Annotated in this window: 24 protein-coding genes; 10 read left to right on the top strand and 14 right to left on the bottom strand. The window is 65.5% G+C overall.

Annotated features, from left to right (window positions below; genetic code table 11):
* The first annotated feature begins 102 nt into the window (after positions 1 to 102).
* Both nirK and Q0925_RS06275 read left to right on the top strand, forming a co-directional pair.
* Positions 103 to 1,200: a copper-containing nitrite reductase gene (gene nirK / locus Q0925_RS06280; protein WP_299332954.1), complete on the top strand. Its 1,098-nt coding sequence runs from the start codon at positions 103 to 105 to the stop codon at positions 1,198 to 1,200.
* 132 nt (positions 1,201 to 1,332) lie between these two features.
* Entirely contained in the window at positions 1,333 to 1,965 is a 633-nt protein-coding gene (locus Q0925_RS06275; protein ID WP_299332952.1) for a helix-turn-helix domain-containing protein, read from the top strand.
* On the opposite strand, the gene Q0925_RS06270 is transcribed toward Q0925_RS06275, so the two are convergent.
* The 4 genes from Q0925_RS06270 to Q0925_RS06255 form a co-directional block, all read right to left on the bottom strand.
* Positions 1,962 to 2,684 (bottom strand): halocyanin domain-containing protein, encoded by a 723-nt coding sequence (locus tag Q0925_RS06270; RefSeq protein ID WP_299332950.1) that lies wholly within the window; start codon positions 2,682 to 2,684, stop codon positions 1,962 to 1,964. The genes Q0925_RS06275 and Q0925_RS06270 overlap by 4 nt on opposite strands.
* 85 nt (positions 2,685 to 2,769) lie before the next feature.
* Positions 2,770 to 4,212 carry an amidophosphoribosyltransferase gene (purF, locus tag Q0925_RS06265; RefSeq protein WP_349254395.1) on the bottom strand — a complete coding sequence of 481 codons (1,443 nt, stop codon included), beginning with the start codon at positions 4,210 to 4,212 and terminating at the stop codon, positions 2,770 to 2,772.
* A 151-nt stretch (positions 4,213 to 4,363) separates the two neighbouring features.
* Positions 4,364 to 4,537, bottom strand: coding sequence for a 50S ribosomal protein L37e (locus tag Q0925_RS06260; protein WP_049936239.1), 174 nt, complete (start codon positions 4,535 to 4,537; stop codon positions 4,364 to 4,366).
* Positions 4,534 to 4,776: an LSM domain-containing protein gene (locus tag Q0925_RS06255; RefSeq protein WP_299332943.1), complete on the bottom strand. Its 243-nt coding sequence runs from the start codon at positions 4,774 to 4,776 to the stop codon at positions 4,534 to 4,536. The genes Q0925_RS06260 and Q0925_RS06255 overlap by 4 nt, the downstream gene beginning before the upstream one ends.
* 94 nt (positions 4,777 to 4,870) lie before the next feature.
* On the opposite strand from Q0925_RS06255, the gene Q0925_RS06250 reads away from it, so the two are divergent.
* The 3 genes from Q0925_RS06250 to Q0925_RS06240 all read left to right on the top strand — a co-directional run bounded on the left by Q0925_RS06250 (position 4,871) and on the right by Q0925_RS06240 (position 7,030).
* Positions 4,871 to 5,290: a universal stress protein gene (locus tag Q0925_RS06250; protein ID WP_299332941.1), complete on the top strand. Its 420-nt coding sequence runs from the start codon at positions 4,871 to 4,873 to the stop codon at positions 5,288 to 5,290.
* Positions 5,291 to 5,455: 165 nt separating this feature from the next.
* Positions 5,456 to 6,529 (top strand): hypothetical protein, encoded by a 1,074-nt coding sequence (locus Q0925_RS06245; protein ID WP_299332940.1) that lies wholly within the window; start codon positions 5,456 to 5,458, stop codon positions 6,527 to 6,529.
* A gap of 144 nt (positions 6,530 to 6,673) precedes the next feature.
* On the top strand, positions 6,674 to 7,030 hold the full coding sequence (locus tag Q0925_RS06240; RefSeq protein WP_299332939.1) for a hypothetical protein: 357 nt from the start codon (positions 6,674 to 6,676) through the stop codon (positions 7,028 to 7,030).
* 6 nt (positions 7,031 to 7,036) lie between these two features.
* On the opposite strand, the gene Q0925_RS06235 is transcribed toward Q0925_RS06240, so the two are convergent.
* Positions 7,037 to 8,497 (bottom strand): RtcB family protein, encoded by a 1,461-nt coding sequence (locus tag Q0925_RS06235; protein ID WP_299332938.1) that lies wholly within the window; start codon positions 8,495 to 8,497, stop codon positions 7,037 to 7,039.
* 35 nt (positions 8,498 to 8,532) lie between these two features.
* Entirely contained in the window at positions 8,533 to 8,949 is a 417-nt protein-coding gene (locus Q0925_RS06230; protein ID WP_299332936.1) for an archease, read from the bottom strand.
* A gap of 135 nt (positions 8,950 to 9,084) precedes the next feature.
* On the opposite strand from Q0925_RS06230, the gene Q0925_RS06225 reads away from it, so the two are divergent.
* Positions 9,085 to 9,561, top strand: coding sequence for a GNAT family N-acetyltransferase (locus tag Q0925_RS06225; RefSeq protein WP_299333000.1), 477 nt, complete (start codon positions 9,085 to 9,087; stop codon positions 9,559 to 9,561).
* Here the strand turns inward: Q0925_RS06225 and Q0925_RS06220 are convergent.
* The 3 genes from Q0925_RS06220 to Q0925_RS06210 form a co-directional block, all read right to left on the bottom strand.
* A complete protein-coding gene (locus Q0925_RS06220) occupies positions 9,558 to 10,406 on the bottom strand; it encodes a translation initiation factor eIF-2B (RefSeq protein ID WP_299332934.1) in 849 nt (282 codons plus the stop codon). The two genes, Q0925_RS06225 and Q0925_RS06220, sit on opposite strands and share 4 nt — an antisense overlap.
* 70 nt (positions 10,407 to 10,476) lie before the next feature.
* The gene (locus Q0925_RS06215; RefSeq protein WP_349254394.1) at positions 10,477 to 10,731 is read right to left on the bottom strand and encodes a DUF5822 domain-containing protein; all 255 of its coding nucleotides are present in this window, start codon (positions 10,729 to 10,731) and stop codon (positions 10,477 to 10,479) included.
* A gap of 24 nt (positions 10,732 to 10,755) precedes the next feature.
* Entirely contained in the window at positions 10,756 to 11,541 is a 786-nt protein-coding gene (locus tag Q0925_RS06210) for an alpha/beta fold hydrolase (protein ID WP_299332932.1), read from the bottom strand.
* A gap of 155 nt (positions 11,542 to 11,696) precedes the next feature.
* Here Q0925_RS06210 and Q0925_RS06205 point away from each other — a divergent pair, with 155 nt between their 5' ends.
* The 3 genes from Q0925_RS06205 to Q0925_RS06195 all read left to right on the top strand — a co-directional run bounded on the left by Q0925_RS06205 (position 11,697) and on the right by Q0925_RS06195 (position 15,111).
* On the top strand, positions 11,697 to 11,933 hold the full coding sequence (locus tag Q0925_RS06205; protein WP_299332931.1) for a DUF7127 family protein: 237 nt from the start codon (positions 11,697 to 11,699) through the stop codon (positions 11,931 to 11,933).
* On the top strand, positions 11,930 to 14,200 hold the full coding sequence (locus tag Q0925_RS06200; protein WP_299332930.1) for a CDC48 family AAA ATPase: 2,271 nt from the start codon (positions 11,930 to 11,932) through the stop codon (positions 14,198 to 14,200). The genes Q0925_RS06205 and Q0925_RS06200 overlap by 4 nt, the downstream gene beginning before the upstream one ends.
* Before the next feature lie 464 nt (positions 14,201 to 14,664).
* Positions 14,665 to 15,111: a cyclic nucleotide-binding/CBS domain-containing protein gene (locus Q0925_RS06195; RefSeq protein WP_299332929.1), complete on the top strand. Its 447-nt coding sequence runs from the start codon at positions 14,665 to 14,667 to the stop codon at positions 15,109 to 15,111.
* A 157-nt stretch (positions 15,112 to 15,268) separates the two neighbouring features.
* On the opposite strand, the gene Q0925_RS06190 is transcribed toward Q0925_RS06195, so the two are convergent.
* From Q0925_RS06190 to Q0925_RS06180, 3 genes are all read right to left on the bottom strand, one after another.
* Positions 15,269 to 16,180, bottom strand: coding sequence for a hypothetical protein (locus Q0925_RS06190; RefSeq protein WP_299332928.1), 912 nt, complete (start codon positions 16,178 to 16,180; stop codon positions 15,269 to 15,271).
* Positions 16,181 to 16,287: 107 nt separating this feature from the next.
* A complete protein-coding gene (locus Q0925_RS06185) occupies positions 16,288 to 18,738 on the bottom strand; it encodes a DUF2309 domain-containing protein (RefSeq protein ID WP_299332927.1) in 2,451 nt (816 codons plus the stop codon).
* Positions 18,728 to 20,212 (bottom strand): proton-conducting transporter membrane subunit, encoded by a 1,485-nt coding sequence (locus Q0925_RS06180; protein WP_299332926.1) that lies wholly within the window; start codon positions 20,210 to 20,212, stop codon positions 18,728 to 18,730. The genes Q0925_RS06185 and Q0925_RS06180 overlap by 11 nt, the downstream gene beginning before the upstream one ends.
* Before the next feature lie 325 nt (positions 20,213 to 20,537).
* Here Q0925_RS06180 and Q0925_RS06175 point away from each other — a divergent pair, with 325 nt between their 5' ends.
* On the top strand, positions 20,538 to 21,554 hold the full coding sequence (locus Q0925_RS06175) for an amidohydrolase family protein (protein ID WP_299332925.1): 1,017 nt from the start codon (positions 20,538 to 20,540) through the stop codon (positions 21,552 to 21,554).
* Here the strand turns inward: Q0925_RS06175 and Q0925_RS06170 are convergent.
* Together Q0925_RS06170 and Q0925_RS06165 are read right to left on the bottom strand one after the other, a co-directional pair.
* Entirely contained in the window at positions 21,551 to 22,030 is a 480-nt protein-coding gene (locus Q0925_RS06170; RefSeq protein ID WP_299332924.1) for an Lrp/AsnC family transcriptional regulator, read from the bottom strand. The two genes, Q0925_RS06175 and Q0925_RS06170, sit on opposite strands and share 4 nt — an antisense overlap.
* Positions 22,031 to 22,306: 276 nt before the next feature.
* Positions 22,307 to 24,736 carry a bacterio-opsin activator domain-containing protein gene (locus Q0925_RS06165; RefSeq protein WP_299332923.1) on the bottom strand — a complete coding sequence of 810 codons (2,430 nt, stop codon included), beginning with the start codon at positions 24,734 to 24,736 and terminating at the stop codon, positions 22,307 to 22,309.
* Positions 24,737 to 24,807 lie beyond the last annotated feature (71 nt).

Below are 24,807 nucleotides of genomic sequence, written 5' to 3'. Positions count from 1 at the left end.
TCCTCGGCCCGAACTGGTTCGGGGTGGATCCCGGCCCGAGGGAATCCCCGTCCTGGTTCATACGTGTGGCTCCGACAGATGGAGGTGTAGAGGTGACCACCAATGTTCGAAACAACCCGGCGTCGAGCGCTCCAAGCGCTCGGGGTCGGTGGTGCGGCGGCGGCCGCGGGATGCAGCGTTCAGGCCCCCTCAACGGAGGCGGCACAGAAACAGCGCGACCGCGTTGAGCAGGCGCCGACGCCCAGCGTCGACCGGGTCGCGGCCGATCCGACAGATATCCCGGAACCGATCGACCGGGACGAACCGGCGGAGGTGGACGTGACCCTCCGCCCCGAGGAGGTGACCGCCGAGGTCGAACCCGGCGTCACCTTCGACTATATGACGTACAACGGACAGGTTCCCGGACCGATGGTCCGGGTCCGGCGTGGCGACACGGTGAACCTCACCTTCGAGAACCCCTCGGAGAACGCCCTGCCACACAACGTGGACTTCCACGCCGCCGCGGGACCCGGTGGCGGCGCCGAGGCGACGATGACCGCGCCCGGCGAGACGGCACACCTGCGGTTCGCGGCGAGATACCCCGGCGCGTACATCTACCACTGTGCCGTCCCGAACATGGACATGCACATCAGCGCCGGCATGTTCGGGGTCATCCTCGTCGAACCCGAGGCAGGCCTCCCTGAGGTCGATCAGGAACTCTACCTCGGACAGCACGAACTCTACACCGACGGCCAGGTGGGCCAGGAGGGCAACCACAGCTTCGACATGGCGGCGATGAAGGCGGAGGACCCGACCTACGTCGTCATGAACGGGGAGAAGTACGCTATGACCCCGGACGTCCACGGCTCGGCGGCGACGGTGTCCACCGGGAACACCGCGCGGGTGTACTTCGTCACCGGCGGTCCCAACCTCACCAGTAGTTTCCACCCCATCGGCAACGTCTGGGAGGAGTTCTGGCCACAGGGCTCGCTCACGACGGAGCCACAGACCCACATCCAGACCTCGCCGGTCGCGCCCGGGAGCACCTGTATCGCGACGATGGAGTTCCCAGTCCCGGGGAACTTCAAACTCGTTGACCACGCGCTCAGCCGGGTCGCCCGCCGGGGCTGTCTGGCGATCGTCACCGCCGAGGGCGAGGAGCGTCCGGAGATCTTCGACCCCGACCCACGGGAGGGAGGTGGCAAAACCACGCCCGCCTGACCTGATCGCGTCGGCGTCGCGACCGGTCCCGTGACGCCGACTCGCGGCGGGTCATACCACACGAGGTCACGCCACTTTTCAAGCGACGAGGGTCCGGCAGGGTATTTGATGTCGGACCCCGAGAGTTGGGGCATGCCGACTGCGACACTCGCGGTGACCATCCCCGAGTCGGTCTGGATCGCGGAGCTCTCGACGCGGTTTCCCGAGGCGACCTGGCGCGTTCTCGCGGCGCTCCCCGACGGTGAGACGGGTGTCGGGTTGGTTGAGATAACCGCCGAGAACATCGCGACCGTACTCTCGCAACTCGACGACACGGGCGGCGTCCGTATCTTCGAGGTACTCCACCGGGGCGAGAACCGGGCGCTCGTCCAGTTCGAGACGGACGAACCGCTCGTGTTGTTGTCGATGCGAAACTCCCGTGCCCCGTTCGAACCGCCGGTGACCGTCCGGGACGGCGTCGCAACGCTCAACATCACCGCCTCGCGGGACCGCCTGTCGTCGCTGGGGGAGCAACTCCGGACGTTCGGACTGGAGTTCGACGTGCGGTCGATCCACACGTCGGCCGACGACGACTCGGTCGTGAGCGAGGAACAGCGACGGCTGATCGAGACGGCGCTCGAACGCGGGTACTACGACACGCCACGGGAGTGTACGCTGACGGAACTCGCGGACCACCTCGGTATCGCGAAATCGACCGCGAGTGAACGACTCCACCGTGCCGAGGGCGCGATCATCCGCGCGTTCGCCGACGACACCGAGTTCTAGTGGCCCGACTCGCCGTGTTCCGCGGGCTCTTCGGCCGTGTTGTCCGACGCGTCGCGCAACATCAAGACGAGACCGAAGATGATCGGCGAGAGAAACGCCGCGACGATGGCACCACCGACCGTCAGCGACATGACGAAGCCACTGCCGTCACCGCTCCCGTCGCCGCCACCGCCACCGCCGTCGCCGCTACCGCCATCACCGCCACCACCACCGCCACCGTCGCCACCACCGATCACCTCCGCGCCGGTGTCGACGTCGCCGACGACAACGACACCTTTCATCTCCAGCGCCCGGTGTGGCTGGCAGAAGTACTTGACGACGCCCTCCTCCTCGAACGTCTGCTCGAACGTGGCGCCCTCCTCCTGGAGGGTTTCACTGGCGAAGTCGGCCCCCGCCTCGGCGGCGACGTTGTGAACGCCGCCTTCGCCGGTCCACTCCCAGACGACGGTCGTCCCGGGGTCGACCTGGACCGCGGCCGGCCCGAAGCCGAAGGCACCGCTGCCCTGTTCGACGCCGACCTCGACGGTTACCTCGTCGGTTCCCGTCTCGTCGACGAGTCCCTCGTAGTTGCCCACGCTACTCAACCACCCGTCGAACGGGTCGGACTGCGCGGCTGCGGTCCCGGTCGTTCCAGCACCCACGAGACCAGCCCCGACGGCACCGGCACCCGCCCGCAACAACCGTCGCCGTCCCAGCCAAGCGTCGCGTTCCTCGGTCATTGTCAGATACGGATACACACGACCCATTGAAAAATATTGCCGGTTTCGCCTGTGATTGCCGCTTTCACACCCCTGACAGGTTGGGTTAGTCGTCTGCGGGGGCGGAGCCGCTGCCGACGGCGGGTCGGGACACCTCTCGGTCGGTTCGTTCGCCGTCGATGTCGTACGGGTACTCGCCGGTAACACAGCCAAGACACAGGTCGCCATGCGACCGGTCGAGAACGTCGGCGATGGCGTCGATGGAGAGGTAGGCGAGGCTGTCGGCCTCAACCATCTCCCGGATCTCCTCGGTACTTTTGTCGGCCGCGATGAGTTCGTCCCGGCTCGCCATGTCGATGCCCATGTAACACGGGGCGACGATCGGCGGTGCGCCGATGCGGACGTGGACCTCCTCGGCGCCTGCCTCGCGGATCAGATCGACCAGTTGCGTCGAGGTGGTTCCCCGGACGATGCTGTCGTCGATGATGGTGACGGTTTTGCCCTCCACGGTGCTTTTGATCGGGTTGAGCTTCAGCCGAACGGCGCGTTCGCGTTCGTCCTGTGTTGGCATGATGAACGTGCGGCCGACGTACCGGTTTTTCATCAACCCCTCCGCGAACTCAACGTCCGCGCCGTCGGCGTTTGCGGCTTCGGCGTACCCCGAGGCAAACGAGCGTCCGGAGTCCGGAACGGGCATTACCACGTCCGTCTCGATGCCGGTCTCGGCCCACAGTTCCCCACCGAGATCTCGGCGCACGTCGTATACGAGGCTGTCGTCGATGACCGAGTCCGGGCGGGCGAAGTAGACGTGTTCGAAAAAGCAGTGGGCGGTGTCGTCGCGGTCGAGCAGTTGATACGAGTCGAAACCGGAGCCGTCGGGCGCGAGAACGATCAACTCGCCCGGACGAACGTCGCGGACGAGAGTGCCATCGAGCGTGTCGATGGCGGCCGACTCGGAGGCCAACACGTAGCCGTCGTCGAGTTCGCCGATGCACAGGGGGCGGTTCCCCTGCGGGTCGCGTACCCCGAGAACGGCGTCGTCGTGCATGATCGTCAGCGCGTACGACCCGTGGATGCGGCCCATGGTCCGCTTGACCGCACGGACCAGATCCTCCTCCAGGAGGTTCCGTGCGAGGTCGTGGGCGATCACCTCGGTGTCACCGTTTGATGTGAAGGCGTGTCCGAGCGCCTCCAGTTCCGACCGGATCTCGGCGGCGTTGACCAGGTTGCCGTTGTGTGCGAGGCCGAGCGATCCGGATTTGAACGAAACCGAAAACGGCTGTGCACAACAGGTGTTGACGCCGCCCGACGTCGGGTAGCGGACGTGGCCGATGCCGGTCGGCCCGTTCAACTGATCGAGGTCGTCGGCGTCGAAAACGTCGCCGACGAGCCCCATCTCGACGCGGCTGTGTTGCTGGAACCCGTCGTGCGTGACGATTCCTGCCGACTCCTGGCCCCGGTGTTGGAGCGCGTACAACGAGTAGTACAGGGGTCGCGCGGCGTCGCGACCGGCGAGGGAGACGCCGACGACGCCACATTTCTCCGTCATCCCGTCCGGGGAACGGTGATCCCGCCGGTGTGCCATGAGCGACCGTACTGTGCGGGAGTGTAAAAATCCACGTTATTACGACGCGCGGAGGAGAGAACTAGTCAACAGGGACACACATCTCGGGGCACGAGCGCGGGGCGGAGCGGCGTGGCTACTCGCCGGCCTTGCTCTGCCACTCGTAGTCGCGGCGCTTGGCCGACTTGCCAAAGCCACACGACGAGCAGACCTTCTTTCGGACGTGGTACGACTTCTCACCACAGCGTCGACATTTGACGTGGGTGGTCTTGTTTTTCTTTCCTTGGCTCGGCGTTCCTGCTCCCGTCATGTTGTTATTGTCATGACGTTGTCTCCGCGTATAATGGTTGTGTTGTCGATCCGTTTGAGGTCCGGGTCGCCGAGAAGGCCCTCGTCGATGTCACCGACATCGTCGGTCGGTTCGATCACGACGTTCATGTGCTGGTCGTAGCCGCCGAGCACGCCGTGGAACGCCCGGCCGTCTTTGAGGTGTACCGTCACGTCCTCGTCGAGTGAAGCCTCCAGCACGTCGAGGGGTCGTCCGCTCATGCCAACAAAGGCTATGGGTTGGAATAATAAACGTACCGAAGGTAACGCCGCTCGACGGGCGGGTCCTTATCAGTCGGTCGGCCGTATCCTGTGTATGATAGCCCGCGTCCTCGTGCCGATGGACGACTCCGAGATGGCCGGTCGTGCGCTTCGGTACGCGCTCGAGGTCTTTCCCGGCGCCAAGGTCACCGTGCTCCACGTCAGCGGCGGCCCGTCGCCGATGATGGGTGAGGCGACCGAAATCGCCCTCTCGGACGACCCTGAGGGGGTCGCAGACGACCACGCCGAGGATGCCCTGGACCGGGCGCGGGCGGTCGCTTCCGAGTGCGACGCCGAGATACAAACCGAGGTGCGGGTTGGCCATCCGGCCCGGACCATCCTTGACCGTGCGGAAGCGTTCGACGGCGTTGTGCTCGGGAGCCACAGCGGCGGATTGATGGATCGGCTGTTCGTCGGCAACGTCGCCGAGACGGTCGTCCGAGGGTCGCCGGTCCCGGTGACAGTCGTGCAGTGACTCCACCGCGGCTGTCCGGGTGCGTGAACCCCCATGCCTGGCATCGGCGTGACGTATGCTCCGAGTGACCGAATCGGTCGTTGAAAAGCACCACCGTAGGACGACGGAGTTCGCCGGAGTGGGATACCCTGTCACTTATTATTATACTTGGCACTACTCGGACTCATGGGTGAGTCTCCAATCGTGGTTGAGGAACCCCTTCTCGTAGAACGTTTCGCGGAAGTGCTTCGGGTCGACCGGCTTGCTGAGTTACTCCCTGGAGACATCTATCCGCCATACCTCTATTTAGCGGCGTTTCTCGTCATCGATTTCGGCATCGTCAACACGTACAGTCATGTTACTGGCGATGCGACCTACGTTCTCCTTGACTCGCCGTACGTCGTTGTCGGCCCACTGGGGTTACTTCTCGCGGCTGTCGGCATCAGTTACCTCTTCAGCAATTATGCCAGTGCGGTCGAAGGACTACCCCTCGACAGCCTTGATCGAGATGATATCGCGGTATTCGAGCGCATCGTACCGTTCCGAGTCAAACTCGTGGTGTACGGTATCGCCGTTGTTGGCGTATATGTGAATGGTATCGTGAACGTCGGACTGGGAAACATCGTTGCCACCGAGGGGGCGGCTGGCCTCATCAACTGGTTGTTCGTCTGGGAAGTAGGCTACATCCCGTTTGTCGTGGAGTTCGGACTCATGTATTTTGGCGTTCACGTGTTGCTACCGCGGCGCATAGCGAACGCAGACGTCACGATGTTCTTTTATGACCCACGCAACATGGGAGGATTCGCCTCGGTTGGCCAACTCCTCAAGCACTCATATTACCTCTATACCGCCGGTCTACTGCTGTATTTCGTTCTGACGTATGGCTCAGTGTTATTCTCGTTCGGTGGAACAGTCCCGACGAAACCGGGGGTTGTCGAGGCCGTGTTTTTTTCCGCGGCATGGACCATTGGTGTCGCCTCTATTGCGTACTCTATGATGACATTGCACCGCGTGATGGCCAGCAAAAAAGAACAACGGATCAACGAACTAGAGGCAGACATAGAGGACATTATTCGGAACCCGTACGACATCAATAAGTCGGAGGTTACCGACGAAGAGCGACTGAAGGACATCGACCGGCGACGACAGGAGATCAGTGACACCCGGGTGTATCCGGCGACATTTACGATGTGGTCTCAAATCATCATCAGCGTCCTGTTGCCCCAAGCGCTGAACATGGCTGTTCAGGCGGTCGGGTAGCGTCGGATGCGCACGAGTAGGTGTACGGTCCCGGTATCAAAGCGGACTCGGTGGGCGCCCGGGCCGGCCACCGTCGCGGAGCGGCCAACCAACGCGACGATGACACACGACACGTTATAAGTCCGTCTCGTCCCTACCGTGGGCATGGGGTATCCCGTCACCTACCACTGTCCGAACTGCGAGGCCATCGTCGAACTCGAACGTAAAGGGTATCTCGAAGACAAGTCGGTGACGCCGTACCCGCTGGCGGGGTGGACGTACGTCGACGCTGGCGGCGACGACGACATCGAATCCGAGGACGGCGTTCGCTTCGTCTGTGGCGAGGACGGGACGCTCCGCGACGACGACGCCGAGGGCTGTGGCGAGACGTTCTACCTGAGTTACCTCCGATACGAGGACGGCGAGGCGGTCGAACCGGTCCCGGAAAGCGAGTTCGTCGAACTGGGAAGCGGGACGGACGGGCCGGCGTCGTCGGGGCCGGGGTTCGATCCCGGTCCGTGAGTTCGACTACCCCTTGATGTTGCACACCGGGTACGTCCGTGCCACCCGGTCGCCAATACCGAGGGCGTCCGACACCCGCACCACCTCGTCGACATCCTTGTAGACGCCGGGGGCCTCCTCGGCGACCGTCGCCCCGCTCTGGGCCTTGACGTAGACGTGGTTCTGATCGCGGAGTTCGTCCTGCACCGTCTCGCCCCAGAACTCCTGTTTGGCCTGTGTCCGACTCATGAGTCGACCGGCGCCGTGGGCGGTCGACCCGAACGTACGCTCCATCGACTCGTCGCCGCCCCGCAGGACGTAGCTCCCCGCACCCATGCTCCCAGGGATGATGATCGGTTGGCCCACGTCGCGGTAGGCGGCGGGCACCTCGGGGTGACCGGCGGGAAACGCCCGCGTCGCCCCTTTTCGGTGGACGTAGAGTTCGCGCTTCTCGTTGTCCACCCGGTGGCGCTCCTTTTTGACGATGTTGTGAGCTACGTCGTACAACAGGCTCATCCCCATCTCCTCCCAGGACCGGTCGAACACCCGCTCGAACACCTGTCTGGTCCGGTGCATGATCAACTGACGGTTCACCCACGCGAAGTTGATGCAGGCACACATCGCGCCGTAGTAGTCCTTTGCGAGTTCGGAGCCTGCGGGGGCGGCCGCCAGTTCCTTGTCGGGCAGGTCCGCGAGCACATCGCCGTGGCGCTTCTCGATCTTTCTGAGGTAGTCGGTGCAGGTCTGGTGGCCGAGTCCCCGACTGCCACAGTGAATCAGAACGACGATCCGGTCGGGTTCCAGCCCGTACGCGTCGGCCACATCGTCGCGGTAAACGTCCGTCACGCGCTGGATTTCGAGAAAGTGGTTGCCGCTCCCGAGACTGCCGAGTTGGTTCTTGCCGCGGTCTTTGGCCTTCTGTGAGACGGCGCCTGGGTCGGCGTCCGGTCGTCGACCCTCGTCCTCGCAGTGTTCGAGGTCGTCGTGAACGGCCCACCCGGCCTCGACGGCCCAGTCGACGCCACGTTCGAGAATCGCCTCGACGGTGTCCATGTCGCCGTCGATGACCCCACCGCCGCCGAGTCCCGACGCGACGTTCGCAAAGAGCGCCTCCACGAGTTCCTCCTCGCGGCCGCGAACGTCGTCGTAGGTGAGACTTGTGGTCATCATTCTCACGCCACAGTTAATATCATAGCCGACCGCCCCCGGCGAGATACAGCCGGTTTCGGCGTCGGTCGCGCCGACGCCGCCGACCGGGAAGCCGTACCCCTGGTGGCCATCCGGCATACAGATGGCGTGGCCGGTCATCCCCGGAAGATGTGCCGCATTCTTCAGTTGCCGAAGCGTTTTGTCGTCGCCGATCTGCTCCAACAACGCCTCGCTGGCGAGCACCCGCGCGGGGACGCCCATGCCGTTCTCCTGTGGGATCTCCCAAACGAACTCCCGAACCCGTTCGAGTTGGACCCCATCGAACTCGCGTGTGGTCATGTGCGTGCCGACGTGACCGACGCAGGAATACGTTACTACACGTCGAGAACGACGTACGCTTCCCAGCCGTCGTCGACGCGGTCGATCCGCATCTCGGAGTACGTCACCGCCTTCACCTCGCGGGCGTCGACGGCGCCGAGGGGCACGCCGCGGGCGGTCGCTTCGATCACCCACCCGTCGGCGTTCTCGTTCTCGTGGATCGTCGCCTCGTTGTCGGCGGGGAGGACGCCTCGAACGTCGCGTTCGTAGATGAGTCGGTCGAGGTAGTCAAAGAGGAGTGCCTCCGGACCCTCGGCGCGGACGGTGAGCGAAAACCGCCCGCCGGCGTCAGGGATATCGTCGCAGGTGGCGGCCGCGAGGCCGTCGGCGGCGGCGGCGAACGCCTCGCCGAGGGTAGCTCCGGTCGCCGAAACGGCCACGTCGGCCGTGTGAGAGCGGAGTTCGAAGGTCATGATCTGTTGGCCGGGTCGGTCGTCGGAGACAGAACGGGCATCCTGAAAACGGTTCCTTATCCATTCGACGGAACGGCGGCAACGAGGGACGGGGACGATGCAGTTATAATGGACGCCGACACTAGCGTTTTGGTAGTGAGCGTCACCGTCGAGAAGCGAGTGGATGGGCCCGGAGCGACCGACCACGCCGATGAGGCGTGGGAACTCAAAGAGTGCATCCGGCGGACCGAAAACGTCCTGAAACAACGGAAACGCTTTTTTATGGACGCGTACCGACGGTCAACGACCCACCTGCTGTATCTCGGCGACGACCTGGTAGGGTTTGCGACGACACGGCGCGACGGCTACATCCTTTTTCTCGCCGTCGCCCCCGAACACCGTGACGAGGGGTTCGGCCGACGCCTCATCGCCGAGGTGGCCGAGGACCACCGGACCGTGACCTGTCACGCGCGAGCGACAAACGAGGGGGCGCTCTCGTTTTATGAGTCGATCGGGTTCGAGATCAAGCGCCGCATCGACGGCTACTACGAGGACGACGGCGACGCCTACTACCTCCGGCTCGGCTCCAACGAGCGCCTCCGCGACCGGCTCTCCGAGTTGATCCGGCGTTAGGGTTCGTACCGTTCTTTATCCGTCACCACGTGGTCGACCAGCGACACCGGCGTCGCATCGTACGCCGGGTTCTCGATGGTGACACCTTCGATCGGTTCGCGGGCCACCTCTGCCGGGAGTCGGGTTTCGTTCTCGAAAACGAAATCGTCGGTGATCACCTTCGACTCCGATCCGACGACGGTTACCGGGACATCCACCACGTCGGCGGCGGCTGCGAGGGGGAACGTCCCGACCCGGTTGTAGAGGGTGTCCCCGACGATGCAGTCCATGCCGACGACCATCCGATCGCAGCGGTCGAGGACGTAGCCGGCGGCGCTGTCGACGAGGAGATGTGGCTCGACCCGGTCGATCTCGGCGAGGGTTCGAGCGGTCTTGCGGCCGAGATAACGGGGTCGTGCCTCTGTGACGTAGGCGGTGAGATGTCGGCCGTCGGCCGCCGCCGTCTCGATGGCCTCCAGAACGGTCGAGGAGAAGTCGTGTGTGAGAAACGTCTCGCCGTCGTCGAACGTGTCGGCCGCCCGGTCGGCCGCCCGCCGCTTGCCCGTCTCAATCTCCTCGGTGATGCGGTCGATTTCGGCTTCGGTGAGGGATTTGGCTTCCCTGACCGTATCGGCCGCCCCGAGAACGGTGTCGACGACCCCTCGCATCGCTTTGTGTAGCGAGGCGTGAGAGGGGTTGGCTCGCCGGAGTGCGCCGGCGTTGCGTTCGAGGTCACGCTCGTACTCTTCCACGTTCCGGTACTCGCGGTCGAGCAGTTCGCCCAGTGCGACCGTGGCCTTGACAGCGACCACCGACGAGCTGTGTGTCTGCATCCGACGGATTTCCTCGATGGTCTCGTCGATCATACCGTGTGGTGTCGTGTCCGAGGCAAAGAGGTTCCGGCCTCGGCGGCGGGACCACGGGCCCGCGTCGGGGTCAGTCGGCGTCCGGATCCGCGGAATCGGTCGTGCGCCGGGCGTACGCGTAGGTAAAAAGTGCGGTGACGAACCAGACGAGCGCTCCCACGCGGGCGGCGAAGACCGCCCGCGCACTCCACGTCGGGAGCGCCGTCGTCGTCGACAGGGCCGCCACCAGCGGCGCGCCGACGACGATGGTCGCGACGAACGTCACCTGCATCACCCACCCGAAGTCGACGCCCTCTGGGTCCGTCCGTTCGACGGGCTGTGGCACGTATCCCGATTGCGGGGCGACGCGCTAATGGGTGGCGGTCCGGCCGAGAAACGCGGACACCGCCTCGTTGAACGCCTCGGGCTGTTCGAGCATGGCGAGGTGGGCCGCGCCGTCGATGGTCGTCCATCTCGCGTCCGGGATGCCCTCTGCGAGGGCCTCGTGGTACCACGGCGGGGTGAGCGCGTCGTGTTCGCCCACGAGCGCGAGCGCAGGGGCGTCCACCTCGTCCAGTCGTCCACGCACGTCGAACGTGTGGCAGGTCCGGAAGTCGCGGTCGGTGACGGCCTGTCCCGCATCGCGGAGCGCCTCGCTGGCGGCCGACAGGAGCCGGTCGGTGGGGTCGTGAAAGAGTCGGTCGGGACCGTTGAGAAACTCGACGGCCCGTTCGAAGTCCGAGCGGAGCCACCGGAGGAGGTCATCGAGAACGACCAAGCGCGCGCCCGTTCCGGCGAGGATCACCCCGTCGGGGGACAACTCGGCGCCACGGTTGATCGACAACGAGAGAACGACCGCACCGCCCATCGAGTGGCCACACAGAACGCGCGCGTCGGTCGCCCGGGCGACGGCAAGCGTGTCGTCGACGTACGCCGACAGCGTCTCGTAGCCAGGACCGGCGTCCACGTTCTCGCTTTCGCCGTGGCCGCTCAGATCCGGTACGATCACCGGGCGGTCGTCGGCGAGGCGGGTCTGTGCGCTCCAGACAGCGTGGGAACCGCCGCTCCCGTGGACAAAGAGAAGCGGCTCCCCGTCGCCACCCCGGTTGAGTCGCCGGTAGGCTGTTTCTCGACCGTGGTGTGTGACTGTCTCCATACGACCGATTACCGGGGCAGGCTGATAAACCCGCTTCCGGTGGAAAGAGTTCGTGAACCGCAAGTACACTCAAATTTTTCACCCCGCCGTTGTACTGCGATTGCTACACAAAACATTTATATACGTGGCTAACTAACTTGGAGTTAAGAAGTACCATGAACGATCAACAACACGCCGGAGAGTCCGAGACGTTTGTGCGTCGGTACGACTACAACGACGAGTGGGTGATCGCGGCCGACGTCGGTGTCGGCGGTGACCACCTGGATGTCGACGTCGTCGACGACACGGCCATCGTGGTCGTCGACGGGGAGACCGAAGTCGAACTCGATCTCCCCGGATCGGTCGACGGCGTCGACACGAACAACGGTGTGCTGGAGGTTCGTGGAGCATGAAACTCACCGTTAAGCCCCTGAAACAGAAGGACGCCGGCCGGGGACTGGCCGCCATCGACCGCGCGGCTGCGAGCGAGATGGGTCTGGAGGTCGGTGACTACGTCCGGATCGAGGGGCGGGACGGCACCGCTATCGCTCGCGTCTGGCCCGGTCTCCCCGAGGATCAGGGCACGGGCGTGATCCGCATCGACGGCCAACTCCGCCAGCAGGCGGATGTCGGCATCGACGACCGCGTGGAAGTCGAGAAAGCCGAGGTGAGCGCCGCCGAGCGCGTGACGGTCGCGCTTCCCCAACAGATCGGCATCCGGGGCGACATCGGCCACTACCTTCGTGACAAACTCACGGACAAGCCGATCACGACGGGCCAGACCCTGCGGGTTCCCTTCGGGTTCGGGTTTATCGGCGGCCGGCAGAGCAAGGCACTCCCGATGAAAGTCGCCGACACCGAGCCGTCGGGGACGGTCGTCGTCACCGATTCGACGGAGATTGCCGTCAGCGAGAAACCGGCCGAGCAGATTCGGGAGGAGGCCAGCGGCGAGGCCCACGGCGACACGCCCGACGTGACCTACGAGGACATCGGCGGCCTCGACCGCGAACTCGAACAGGTTCGCGAGATGATCGAACTCCCGATGCGCCACCCGGAGCTGTTCCGACGGTTGGGGATCGACCCGCCGAAGGGCGTGCTCCTCCACGGCCCGCCGGGCACGGGGAAGACGCTGATCGCGAAGGCCGTCGCCAACGAGATCGACGCCGCGTTCCACAACATCAGCGGCCCGGAGATCATGTCGAAATACTACGGCGAGAGCGAGGAGCAACTCCGCGAGGTCTTCGAGGAGGCCGAGGAGGAGGCACCCGCCATCGTCTTTATCGACGAGATCGACTCCATCGCCCCCGAGCGGAGCGAGGCGGGCGGCGACGTCGAACGACGGGTCGTCGCACAGCTGTTGAGCCTCATGGACGGACTCGAAGAGCGCGGCGAGGTCGTCGTGATCGGCGCGACCAACCGGGTCGACGCCATCGACCCCGCGCTCCGGCGTGGCGGTCGGTTCGACCGTGAGATCGAGATCGGTGTGCCGGACCGCGACGGTCGCCGCGAGATCCTGCAGGTCCACACCCGCAACATGCCCCTCGCGGATGACGTCGACATCGAAGGGTTCGCCGATTCCACCCACGGCTACGTCGGGGCGGATCTGGAAAGTCTCGCAAAGGAGGCCGCGATGAGCGCACTCCGGCGCATTCGCCCACAGATCGACCTCGAAGAAGAGGAGATCGACGCCGGGGTCCTCGAATCGCTCGAGGTCGATCAGGACGACTTCGGGGAGGCGATGAAAGGCATCGAACCCTCGGCGCTCCGGGAGGTGTTCGTCGAGGTGCCCGACGTCACGTGGGCGGACGTCGGCGGTCTCGAGGACACCAAAGAACGCCTCCGCGAGACGATCCAGTGGCCCCTCGACTACCCCGAGGTGTTCGAGACCATGGACATGGAGTCGGCAAAGGGCGTGCTCATGTACGGCCCGCCGGGCACGGGGAAGACCCTGCTTGCGAAGGCCGTCGCCAACGAGGCCGAGTCCAACTTCATCTCGGTGAAGGGACCGGAACTGCTCGATAAGTACGTCGGGGAGAGCGAGAAGGGCGTCCGCGAGATCTTCAGCAAGGCTCGCGAGAACGCCCCGACAGTGATCTTTTTCGACGAGATCGACGCCATCGCGACCGAGCGGGGACAGAACACCGGCGACTCCGGCGTCTCCGAACGCGTCGTCTCGCAGCTCCTGACCGAACTCGACGGGCTGGAGACGCTGGAGGACGTGGTCGTGATCGCCACCTCGAACCGGCCGGACCTCATCGATTCAGCGCTCCTGCGCCCGGGCCGGCTGGACCGACACGTCCACGTGCCCGTGCCCGACGAGACGGCGCGCCGAGCCATCTTCGAGGTCCACACCCGCGACAAACCGCTCGCGGACGATGTCGACCTTGACCGCCTCGCACGGCGGACGGAGAACTACGTGGGAGCGGATATCGAGGCGGTCTGCCGCGAAGCCTCGATGGCCGCCTCCCGGGAGTTCATCAACAGCGTTTCCACAGACGATATCGACGAGTCGCTGGGAAACGTTCGGATCACGATGAACCACTTCGAACAGGCGCTCAACGAGGTTGTCGCGAGCGTGACCGAGGAGACCCGCGAGCGCTACCGCGAAATCGAACAACGGTTCAGCACCGATCGGACCGGCCCGGCGAGTGGCACCGACTCGAGCCGGACCTTCCACTGAACCGGCCGCTCTGTTGAGTTGAATCGCGGAGGGAATGGCACACGCGTTCTTTCCCTACGCCTCCGTTCTCGACATGTGGTCGGTGCTGGTAAGCGGCCGTCGCGTCGACAACTGCCACCGGGTGGCGGCCGTTCTCGCCGGCACGGAGACGCTCGTTGTCGGCTACCTCGCCCGATGGTCGGTTGTTGTGGAAGCGTCGGTTCCATCCCGACGATCCGGTTCTGTGACAACTGGTTCCGCGCCGACGCGTGCGCTACCGGATGGGCGACACCGTCGCCGCGGCCTGCGGCGGAGTGACCAGCCCAGGTCGTGCCACATCGATCGTTGCACGATATCTGCTGTTCTTCCGGCTAATCGAAAATTATCTGTCTGTAGATACGATTATAAATAGAATTGCTACTGCTATGGCCAGTAATATTTCTCTTAGCCAAAATTTTTAAATATATTTAGTCTAATTTTGTGTTATGATTGACGTGCCTGTCTCCGCGGCGATGACCGGCGCGGCGGCGACCGTCGCGCCGGACACCCGGACCGTCGAGGCGGCCGACCGCCTCCGGCGGTCGGAGGTGGCGGCCGTCGTCGTGACCGACGCGGCAGGGTCGGTCGTCGGGATCGTGACCGAGTCCGACATCGTCGCGGTCGTTGCAGAGGGCGGCACCGATCCGTCAGTCGGATCGTTCATGTCCACACCGGTGGTGACCACATCCCCGTCGCGGCCGGTCGGACTCGCGGCAGACCGGATGCGCGACGCCGGCGTGAACCGGCTCCCGGTCGTCGACGACGGGAGATACGTCGGCCTCGTCGTCCGAGACGACCTCGCCCCGTACCTCTCGCGTCACCGACTCGACATCGACTGGAGCGGCGACGCCCTCTCCATGGAGGGGAGCCGGGATCCGGCGCGGGCCGAGTGAGACCGGCCCGCCCGGTCGGTGTATCGGCCACGGCATTCGGAACCGTCGCGCGGAACCGGCCGAGCGTCCGCTCCTCGGGACCCGACCGGTTCGACGGTGATCCTTAGCAGGTGCGGGTCCGTGTCGGCCGTACCACCGGTCGGTAGCGGCGAGACACTCACAGCCCTGCTCCCGCCTCGAAAACTACCACGACGACCTGATCGGCCAACAGCACGGACGCGTACGCGAGCGCCGGAACGAGAAGCGACCCCGTTCGGTCGTACGACCACGCGGCGATCCCGAGGGTGGCGAGCCGCGTCGCCGCGAACAACCCGGCGGCGGCGGAGCCGACGCCTGCCAGCCCCGAACCGACGACGAGCAGTCCGAGCGCCGCGGCGGGAAGATAACCGAGGAGTCGGGCCGGACGGCGGTCGGTCCGTTCGTCCACGAACACGCCGACACCGAGGAGGCCCGCGAGGCCAACGACGCCGATGAGACGCCCGGTATCGGGGATCGGGGTCAGACCACCGGTGTTGCTCACCGCAACGAACCCGGTCAGGGCCGTCGTCAGGAGCGCCGCGGTATCACCATCGACGACGTGTGCGAAGCTTCCCTGAACGACCACCTGACACACCGCGACGAGCGATGGAACGCCGATGAGGAGGCCAAGCCCGGCGACGAGCACCACCGGACCAAGCGGCGGATCGGCGGCGACGGCGGTGCCGGTCAACGAGCCGTACCGGACGCCGGTTGCCGAGCCGACGAGCGCGGTGAGCGTGACGAGGGCTGGCGGCGTCAGCGTCGCCGGTCCGGCCCACCACAGATCGGCGGCCGAGGGACGGATCACGCCGGCATCGACGTCCCGAACCGCGGCGTACGCGCCGACGACGGCCACGATACCACAAAGCAGGAGTCCGCCGTTGACGGCACCGGCGGCCGGGGGTCCACCGACCGAAGGCTGGACGGCGGCCAACGGGGCGGCACGGAGGAGGCGTTGCCAGAGATACAGAACGACGAACACGCCGGTGATAAGCCCCAGCTCGGCACCGATCGGTCGGAGAATCTCCGGGGAGGGCGCACGGAGAGACACGATCGGTGTAGCGGCGCATCGTACAAAATTCCGCGGGTGGACGCGGCGGTGACCTCACGTAGACGCCGGGCGAGCCTAAAACGGCGTCAACGTGGGATCGACCGGGCTCAGTCGCCTGCGGCCGAGGGTGTGGCCGGTTCCGGGTCAGTGGTGGCCGCGCCGACCGTCCGGCGCTCGGCGACCGGCGTCCAAGCGAGGTCACCGTCGTAGTGGAACGCACGGCCGTTCTGTGTCGGATCGACGACGGTCAGGGACAACCACCCGTTGTCCAGAAGCCCGGCGATCTGCTCGTTGTCGGCCAGAATCTCGGTTACGCGGTCGGTCGGCGCGTGGACGACCGTCGAGAGACGGAGCGGCTGGTGGTACGGCTCGTCGTCGCCGCTCATCAGCGACTGGAGGGGGAGCCCGGTCATCAGGTCGCCGCCGTTGCCCTGGTAGACGCCGACGTTGCCAACGGGGTTGTGTGTTACCTTCGATCCGCTTCCATACGCCGCGTTGTCGACCGTCGCGAAGTAGTACTGCGTGTTGATCCACTGGGTGACGACCAGCGGTCCGGTTAGGATCGCCTCGAGGCCGTCGCCGTCCGGATCGGTCGTCCAGTCGTAGGAGTGGAGAAACGCGCGGCCGTCCAGGTCAAGGCCGTCAGTCAGGGCGCGGGGGCCGATGACGAATCCGGCGTTTCCGGCCAGTCCCCACTCCGGCCGCGTCTCCGCCCAGTCGACGGCGCGGCGGCGTGTGTCGCGGAGCCCGGAGTCGGGGTCGGCCCCCATGTCGCCGGCGCGTTCGGCGGCCGCACCGGCACGGGCGGTGTCGAGGTCGGCGCGGAGGCGATCAAGAGCCGCCTCGTGGCTCTCGGGAACGGTCGACGCGTACAGTTCCACCTCGTCGGTCGTCGTGTTGTGTTCGCCGGCGAGAAAGACGGTGTCCTCCGGTACGTCGATGCCGCGGTCGCGGAGTGCCGCCCTGACCGCATCGTCGTTGCAGATGGCCGCAAGAACACGGGCGTTTGGCCCGCCGGGGTTGCCCGCACAGGCACCGCAGTCGAGACTGGAGTCGAACGGGTTGTTCGCCGTCCGACTGCCGTGGCCGGTGAAGACGACGAGCCGGGAAAACTCCTCCCAGCCCATCAGTTCGAACGCCGTCGCGGCGTACTCGACCCGTTCTTCGAGCGTGAGTCCCTCGGGGAGGTCGCCCTCTGTATCCGGGTCGTGGTCGACCGAGGGCTCACAGAACTCGTGTCGGTCGGGGACGCGTCCGTCGGCGGCGGCGAGCAGGTCGGCCACACGACCCGGGAGGAGGGTCCGAGCGGCCAGCGCCGCCCCGTATCCAAAGCCGGCGCTCTCAACGAAACTGAACGCCGTCGCGGCGTTTGACTCGAGGCCGTGGACCGCCGACTTCGCCGCGTCGAGAACGGTGTCCCACCGATCGTAGTCGTCGCGTTCGTCGGCCGCGCCGTCGGCCGGCCGGTCCCTGATCCGGTGTTCGGGGTCGAGGATCGGCGGACAGGCGTCGGTGGCCACGTCCGACTCGTAGCCGTCGTGGCGCATCGGGATGCCGAAGAAGCCGGCGTAGCCGTGGGTTTCGTAGTTTCCCGCCGCCTCGACGTGGCGCCGGATGATCTCCGATCGGGTGTCGATACAAAAGACCAGTTGGGCGACCGGCCGGTCGGCGTCGCCGTCCCCCTCGCCGGTGTCCGCGACCGAGTCGGTCGCGTCGGCGACCGACTCGACCAGTTCCGCGCGGTATGTCGCCTCCCACGCGGACAACCAGACCTCGGGAAGTGGGACACGGTCGCCGTCCGTCGCGGCGTCGTCGACGTCGCCGGGGGCCTCCGCCGGCGCGATGGGCGCGTCGAACTGGGCCGTGAGCGTCAGCCGGACAGCCAGGTACCCCGCTAGCGTGATCGGGAACGCCGACTGCCAGTCGCCCCCGGCAGCGGCCCGTTGCTTGAGAAGGCCCGTCCAGCCCGGGAGCGCCGCCAACTGGAACTCGAAGATATCCGGCCACCGGTCGACGGGGTAGTTGGAGAGGCGGTCTCGGATGGCATCGGCCGGGTCATCGGGGAGGTCGGCGAGAACGTCGCCATCCGGAATCTCGCCGTCGTAGGGAGCGACGGCGCAAAACGCGCGGTAGAACCCCTGTTCGCGGTTCGGCATCGGCCACGTCGCCTGCCCCTGATCGAGAAAGGCCGAGAGCCACTTCGTCAGGACCGCGTCGACCCGGTCGGTCTCTGCTACCGTCTCGCGGCCGGCGACCGTCCGCTCGGCCATGCGGTCGAGCGACGCCGCCGGGTCGGCGTCGTACCCGTGGGCTGTCAGTCTGGAGCGAAGTTCACCGGGATCGATCCGGCCGGCCTCCCACGCCCGACGAAACACGTCGGCGCTGGGGTACCCGTCGCCGCCGAGAACACGTTCGGCGTCCGCGACGGCCTCGTGAAACGGTCGGTCCTCGAACCCAGCCAGTGGGTTTGCCGTCACGAACGAATGGAGCGGCCAGACGGAGCCGACCGCATCGGCCGCCGCGTCGATACCTCCGTGGATCGAAGTGTCAGTGCTCATCGTACTCCTCCGTGTTTGTCAGCAGGGTGTCGGTCGGCGGGCGGCCCGCGTTCAGCAACGCCACGTACAGCCGCCGACTGCGCGTGTAGGCACCGCGCTCGACGGCGAGGTAGACGACGACGAACGCGGCGGCGACGAACCCGTGGATCGGTGTCAGTGCCACGGGCTGACCGGTCGCCGGCAGGCCGGTCAAAAGCCCGTCGAGAACGCGGTAGATGGCGGCATAGGCGGCGAGCGCCGGCAGCGCGACGAGCGGAACGGCGCCGTACCGGATCGCCGGCGGCAACGCGGCGTGTGTGACCACGTCACGGGCCGCATGGACGACGGTCAGAACGACCACAAGCGTGAGCAGAAGGCCGCTGTCGACGCCCGTTCCCTTTCCGGTGAGAACGGCGAACAGACCACCGCCCGCGAGCGCGGTGCCGACGACGACGGCGGCACCGAGCGGGCCCATCGATTCGGCCGGAGTCGAGGGGTCGGGGTGTTCGTGGCCGACGTGACTCCCCGAGGAGAGAAACCGGTAGGCCTTGTAGAACCCGTGGAGAATCAGATGGGCGATGGCGGCGGCAAAGAAGCCGAGACCGGCCTGCATGATCATAAAGCCCATCTGGCCGACCGTCGAGCAGCCGAGTTGGCCCTTGATATCCGTCCGGACGGTCTTCAGGAGCTTCCCACCGAGGGCGCTCGCCGCGCCGACGAGAACGATACCGAGCATGACCGCCGAATCGGCGGTGACGACGGGAGCAAAGCGCACGAGAAGAACCCCGCCGGCGTTGACGAAGCCGGCGTGCATCAGCGTGGAGGCCGGCGTCGGGGCCGTCATCGACGAGAGCAGCCAGGCGTGAAACGGAACCAGCGCCGATTGGATCGACGCCGCAAGCAGGAGTGCGCCGGCGGCGAGAAGAACGGCCGCCGGAGCGTCGGCTCCGAGGGCGGATGCGACGCCGGAAACGGTCGTTGCACCGGTAACCCACCAGAGGCTCACGAACCCGACTGCGAGCGACGCGCTACCGGCCACAAAGTACCGCCGCGCGAGCGACGACGCCGCCCGCGCCTGCTGCCAGTCCCCGACGTGACCGATCAACCCGGCCATCAGAAGCCCCATCACGAGCCACGCCACCCAGAACAGCGCGAGGCTGTCGGCCGCAACCAGAAGCATCACGACCAGCGTGAACGCGAACACGCGGGCGAAAAAGCGGTCGATCGTCCGATCGCCGGTCATATACCGCCGCGAGTAACTGTGGACGATCCCGCTGAAGAAGGTCACTGTCGTCCACATCACGGCCGTCAGGCCGTCCACGCGCACGACGCCGGCGAGGTCCCAGGCGCCGGTCCGGGACTGGACGCCGAGGGCGACACAACTCACGGCCCACAGAAGCCATACCACCGTCGTCACCACCGCCGGGAGACGCGTCCCGTCCGGTTCCGGCGTCGGAAGCTCCCCAACCGTTGTCGTCCGTTGATCTCCTGCCATCGTTGTCCGGCAACGACCGGGCGGGCCGCCGCCCACGACCACGCACGCCGGTCGTCGTTACCAGATATACGAACGAATCGGTTATTAAATCTATCTATATTCACAAATCGTTCCAAAATTTCGTATCATAGAACATTATGTTTCTCGCTCGCGGGCGGCGAACGTGTTCGTCGGACGGTCGTGTCCGGGTCACACGGGGCCGGACACGTCGATTCGGGGTGTTGCCCGGCGAACGACAGATGCCCACGGGTAGCGGGCGGCGATCACGACCCGTTCGAGCGGCCATCGCAGTAACACATATCGGTACGAAGTCGGGAGTGGTAGTATGAAGCTGATCGAGGGGACCGTGCTACGCGGGGAGTCGTTCGACCCGATTCGGGGACGAGTCGCCGTCAAGGGCGGCCGGATCGAGGCCGTCGAGGAGGCGGAGACGGACTCAACCGACATCGTCGCGCCGGCGTTTGTCAACGCCCACACGCATCTCGGGGACTCCGTCGCGAAGGAGGCGGGCGTGGGCCTGTCGCTCGACGAGGCGGTGGCCCCGCCGGACAGCCTGAAACACCGGCGGCTGTCGACCGCCGACAGATCCGACCTCGTGACGGCGATACGGCGGACGCTCCGGTTTATGCGAAAGACGGGGACGGCGTCCTGTCTGGATTTCCGCGAGTCGGGCGTCGAGGGCGTCCGTGCGCTCCGCGATGCGGCCCGCCCGGTCGACGTGGAGCCGTTCGTGTTCGGCAGCGGGGATCGATCCGTTCTCGACGTCGCGGACGGCTACGGGGCGAGCGGCGCGAACGACGACGACTTCACCGAGCAGCGCGCCGCCGCCGAGGAACGGGGCGTCCCCTTCGCCATCCACGCCGGCGAACCGGATCCGACGGACGTCCACCCCGCACTCGACCTGGCTCCGGATCTGCTCGTCCACATGATCCACGCGGGACCCGACCATCTCGACCGCGTCGCCGACGAGGCGGTGCCGGTCGCTGTCTGCCCGCGCGCGAACACGGTACTCGGCGTCGGCCGGCCACCGATCCGTGACCTTCTCGATCACACGACCGTCGCGTTGGGGACCGATAACGTGATGTTGAACCCGCCGTCGATGTTTCGGGAGATGGCGTACACGGCAAAACGATTCGACGTGACCGCCCGGGAGGTGCTGGGGATGGCGACGCGTGCTGGGGCCGAAATCGTTGGGCTCGACTGCGGCCTGATCGAACCCGGGCGACGGGCCGCGCTCCTGGTTCTCGACGGCGACTCGGACAATCTGGCCGGCACGGCCGATCCGGTGCGGGCGGTCGTTCGGCGTGCGACCGCTCTGGACGTCGACCGGGTCATCACCTAGTCGTCCGGATCGGTCTCGGGGTCGAACTCCCCAAAGGGCGTCGTCTCGTGGCTCCGGACCAACACCTCGTCGGCGACCGTCAGTCCCATGTCGATGAGGTCCTGGGCGACGGGTGTGATGTCGTTGTCCGTCTCGCCGACGGCCGTCACGAGGAGGTTTCGGTCGCCGGTGACCAGTTCTTGGACCGAGACGACCCCGTCGATACGGAGTATCTCGGGGATGAGTTCACCCCGGTCGGCGATGGACGCGGTGCAGAACAACAACATTCTGAGCGGGTAGCCCGAAGCCTGGTAGTCGACGTCGGCGCTGTACCCCTTGATGATGTCGTTGGTCTCGAGTCGCTGGATCCGCTTGCGGACGGTGCTGTCCGAGGTACCGGTCCGCTCGGCGATGTCGCCCGACGAGGTGTTTCTGGCGTCCTTCTGTAACGCGTACAGGATTGCCCTGTCCACGTCGTCGACCTCTCGGTTGCTCATGCCTTTCTTCGACGACGCGGCCACTTCAGGATGCACGTTACAGGCGAAGCGAGGGCTATACCTGGCGCGAGGCCGAACTCGGAATGGTGTCGTCCGGACCGTGGTGGGTGCCAACGGACCGGTGGACGGGTCCTGCATCCGTATCCGTTGAAATCGGTGTGAGTGGAGACGGGAGGCGTTGGCTCGGTCGGACGGACTCGGGGGACGGCTAGTCCTCGCCGAGAACACGGAGCGTGTGCCTCCCGCGAGGAGGTGTACGCTCCGGCGGGCCGATGATCATTGCCGTTGCGACCGGTCGAACAGCCGTTCGAAGAGCGTCTGTTGTGCCTTTCGTAGATGATAGGAGACGGTCGACTGTGTGAGACAGAGAGCGTCGGCGATTTCGGTGGCTGTACTCCGTCGCGGTGATTCGAAGTAGCCACCGTGTATCGCGGCTCGCAGAACCTGCTGTTGCCGATCCGTGAGTTCATCATCGAAGGTGTCTCGGAGCACCCGGCCGGTTTCACGCACACTCACCCCCGAAGAGCCCGTGTACTCACGTTTTGAGACAAACGTCGTGTCCGGGAACGATTGCTGGACACGCGTCACGAGCGAGCTAATATCCGTCCCAAGCGGCACCTCACAGACAACCTCGGCCTGACCGTCGGCTACAAGATCAGTCGTGACGACTGCACCCGCTGTAACGAGTGTTTGCACCAAGGACCGACGCTGCAGTTCGATTTCGACGTCTCCACCCGGGGGGTCTTCCGTCCGCCGGACCCGTCGCAACTCGGCGTCACAGTCCGCGTGCTCCGCAATGTCGGCGAGAGAATCCAACGAGGCATTCCGAACGGACACATAGTGAACGAACGTCTCGTTTGCGGTCGGAATGGTCCCCGTGATTTCGACCGTACACCCAAGCTGTTTGGAAGCGAAGATAAAAAATGACCCGGTGTCGGTACTGTTGAACGTGAGTTCGGCCACGCTGTCCGTATGGAGCACACGCTCCATCGCAAGCGAGTGGAGAACCTGCCCGGTTCTCTCACCGAGCGTCGTCAAGAGTGTCCGCTCGTAGCCCCCGAACGCTTCTCCACGGTCGGTGTACAGGACGAGCAGACCGTGGGTCCGACCCCTGTGTTCGAGCGGAACGATGGCTCCGCCTTGGAACCCCTGATTCAGTGTGTGTGCTCGCCACCGTCCGAACCGTGAGTTTCGCTGACTCCCCGTGACGACCTGTATCTCGCCCGTTTCAACGGCGGCCTCTGCCGGACCGACCTCCGTCCGCGACTGTGTCGAGACGGACACCGACTCGTCGTCACCGCAGCCGTTCTGATGGTCCGAAACGGCCCGTTCGGTCAGCGGCGTGCCCGGCGTGTGTTCGATGAGCCGTGCGCGCTGGTACGCCCGCGTCTCCGTCAACAGCTCACAGAGCGTCTGTTCAGTCTCATCGGTCGGTGTTGCGCCGTTGAGAGCCTCGTTAACCGGCTGGATCGTCCGGACGAGTTGTTCGAGACGTTTTGGCCCGGTGATATCTTCCAGCGCAACGATGATCCGTCTGACCGATCCGTCACGGTTTCTGACCGGGGTAACATTGCTCGATAACCACCGTTCGGAGCCGTCCGGGAGTGTGATTCCGTGGGTGAATCCTTGCACGACCTCGCCGGTTCTGCGGGCACGCGTGACCGGGTGGTCCCCGTGTGGAATCGGAGCACCCGTCTCGTCCCAGATGTCCCAGTCGGAGTCGTCGGACTCCTGTTGAGCCATGTCGTGTCTGGACAACCCGAGCAACTCCTCGGCACGGGAGTTCGCGTGGGTGACATCTCCGCCGGCATCCAGGAGGACGATACCGACGGGGGCCGTTTCCAGAACGTGGTTCGGCTCCCGCCGGGCCACGTTTGAATCGGTGCTCTCGGTAAATACGGCGATAACGCTGTTTCCAGCCGGATGGATTTCGACTCCGACCCACCGCTCGTGGTGTGCGTCATATCGCTCGAATGACGTGGGCGACCGTGTGTCGAGGGCCGTTCGGAACTCGTCTTCGGCGCTGGTGTCCGCTACCCCGGAAAGAACGCCCCGGACGTGTTCGCCACGCAGCTTTTGCCGGTCCCGTCCGAGAAACCGTTCGGCCTGTCTGTTCACGTGTGTGCATCTGAGATCACCGTCGAGTACGACGACACCATCCGGCACACGCTCCAGACTGTCCGTCTCCAACCGGTCGAGTCCATCCCTGAGAACCGAGACGACCGCCTCGACCAGTTCCCGTTCGCTGGCGAGCCATGTTCGCCGATCCGTGCAGGCGACCGTCACCGAGAGATCCGTTCCGGTACGTGTGTGTGCCTCCGCTGTCAGGCGGTCGGTGGTCGGGTGAAAGCCGTCGGTTTCGAACACATCGCCGTCCACACGTATCTCGGTCTCGATCGTTCGCGGGCGTCGAAACCACCGAGGGAGCTCGGAGACGTAGGTCCGGAGTCCGTCGTCGAGATCGTCGGGCAAGCCGGGAAAGAGTTCACTCGCCCGCGTGACTGCGCCCAGCGCGTTCGTCGGTTCGTCGTGTGCGTTCTCGCCGCTCGTTCCGGAACCGCGGTCCTCGCCGGCCGTCCCCCGTTCCGGCGCGGATCCTTCGGTCCCGAAACGGTCGCGCCACGCAACAGAACCGTGAGCAGCGGATTCGACGCGGTTCGGGCGGTCGCCGTCTTTGATCGTCTCGTGGCGATCCTGTTCGTTCATGCTACCTCGGAGTCATCCCCCCACGTCTTAACACCCTCATACCGATTTTATATTTTGAGAACGCACGCGCT

The organism is Haloplanus sp. (genome assembly GCF_028275055.1).
Lineage (GTDB): Archaea > Halobacteriota > Halobacteria > Halobacteriales > Haloferacaceae > Haloplanus.
This window is presented reverse-complemented; position numbering and strand designations above follow the sequence as displayed.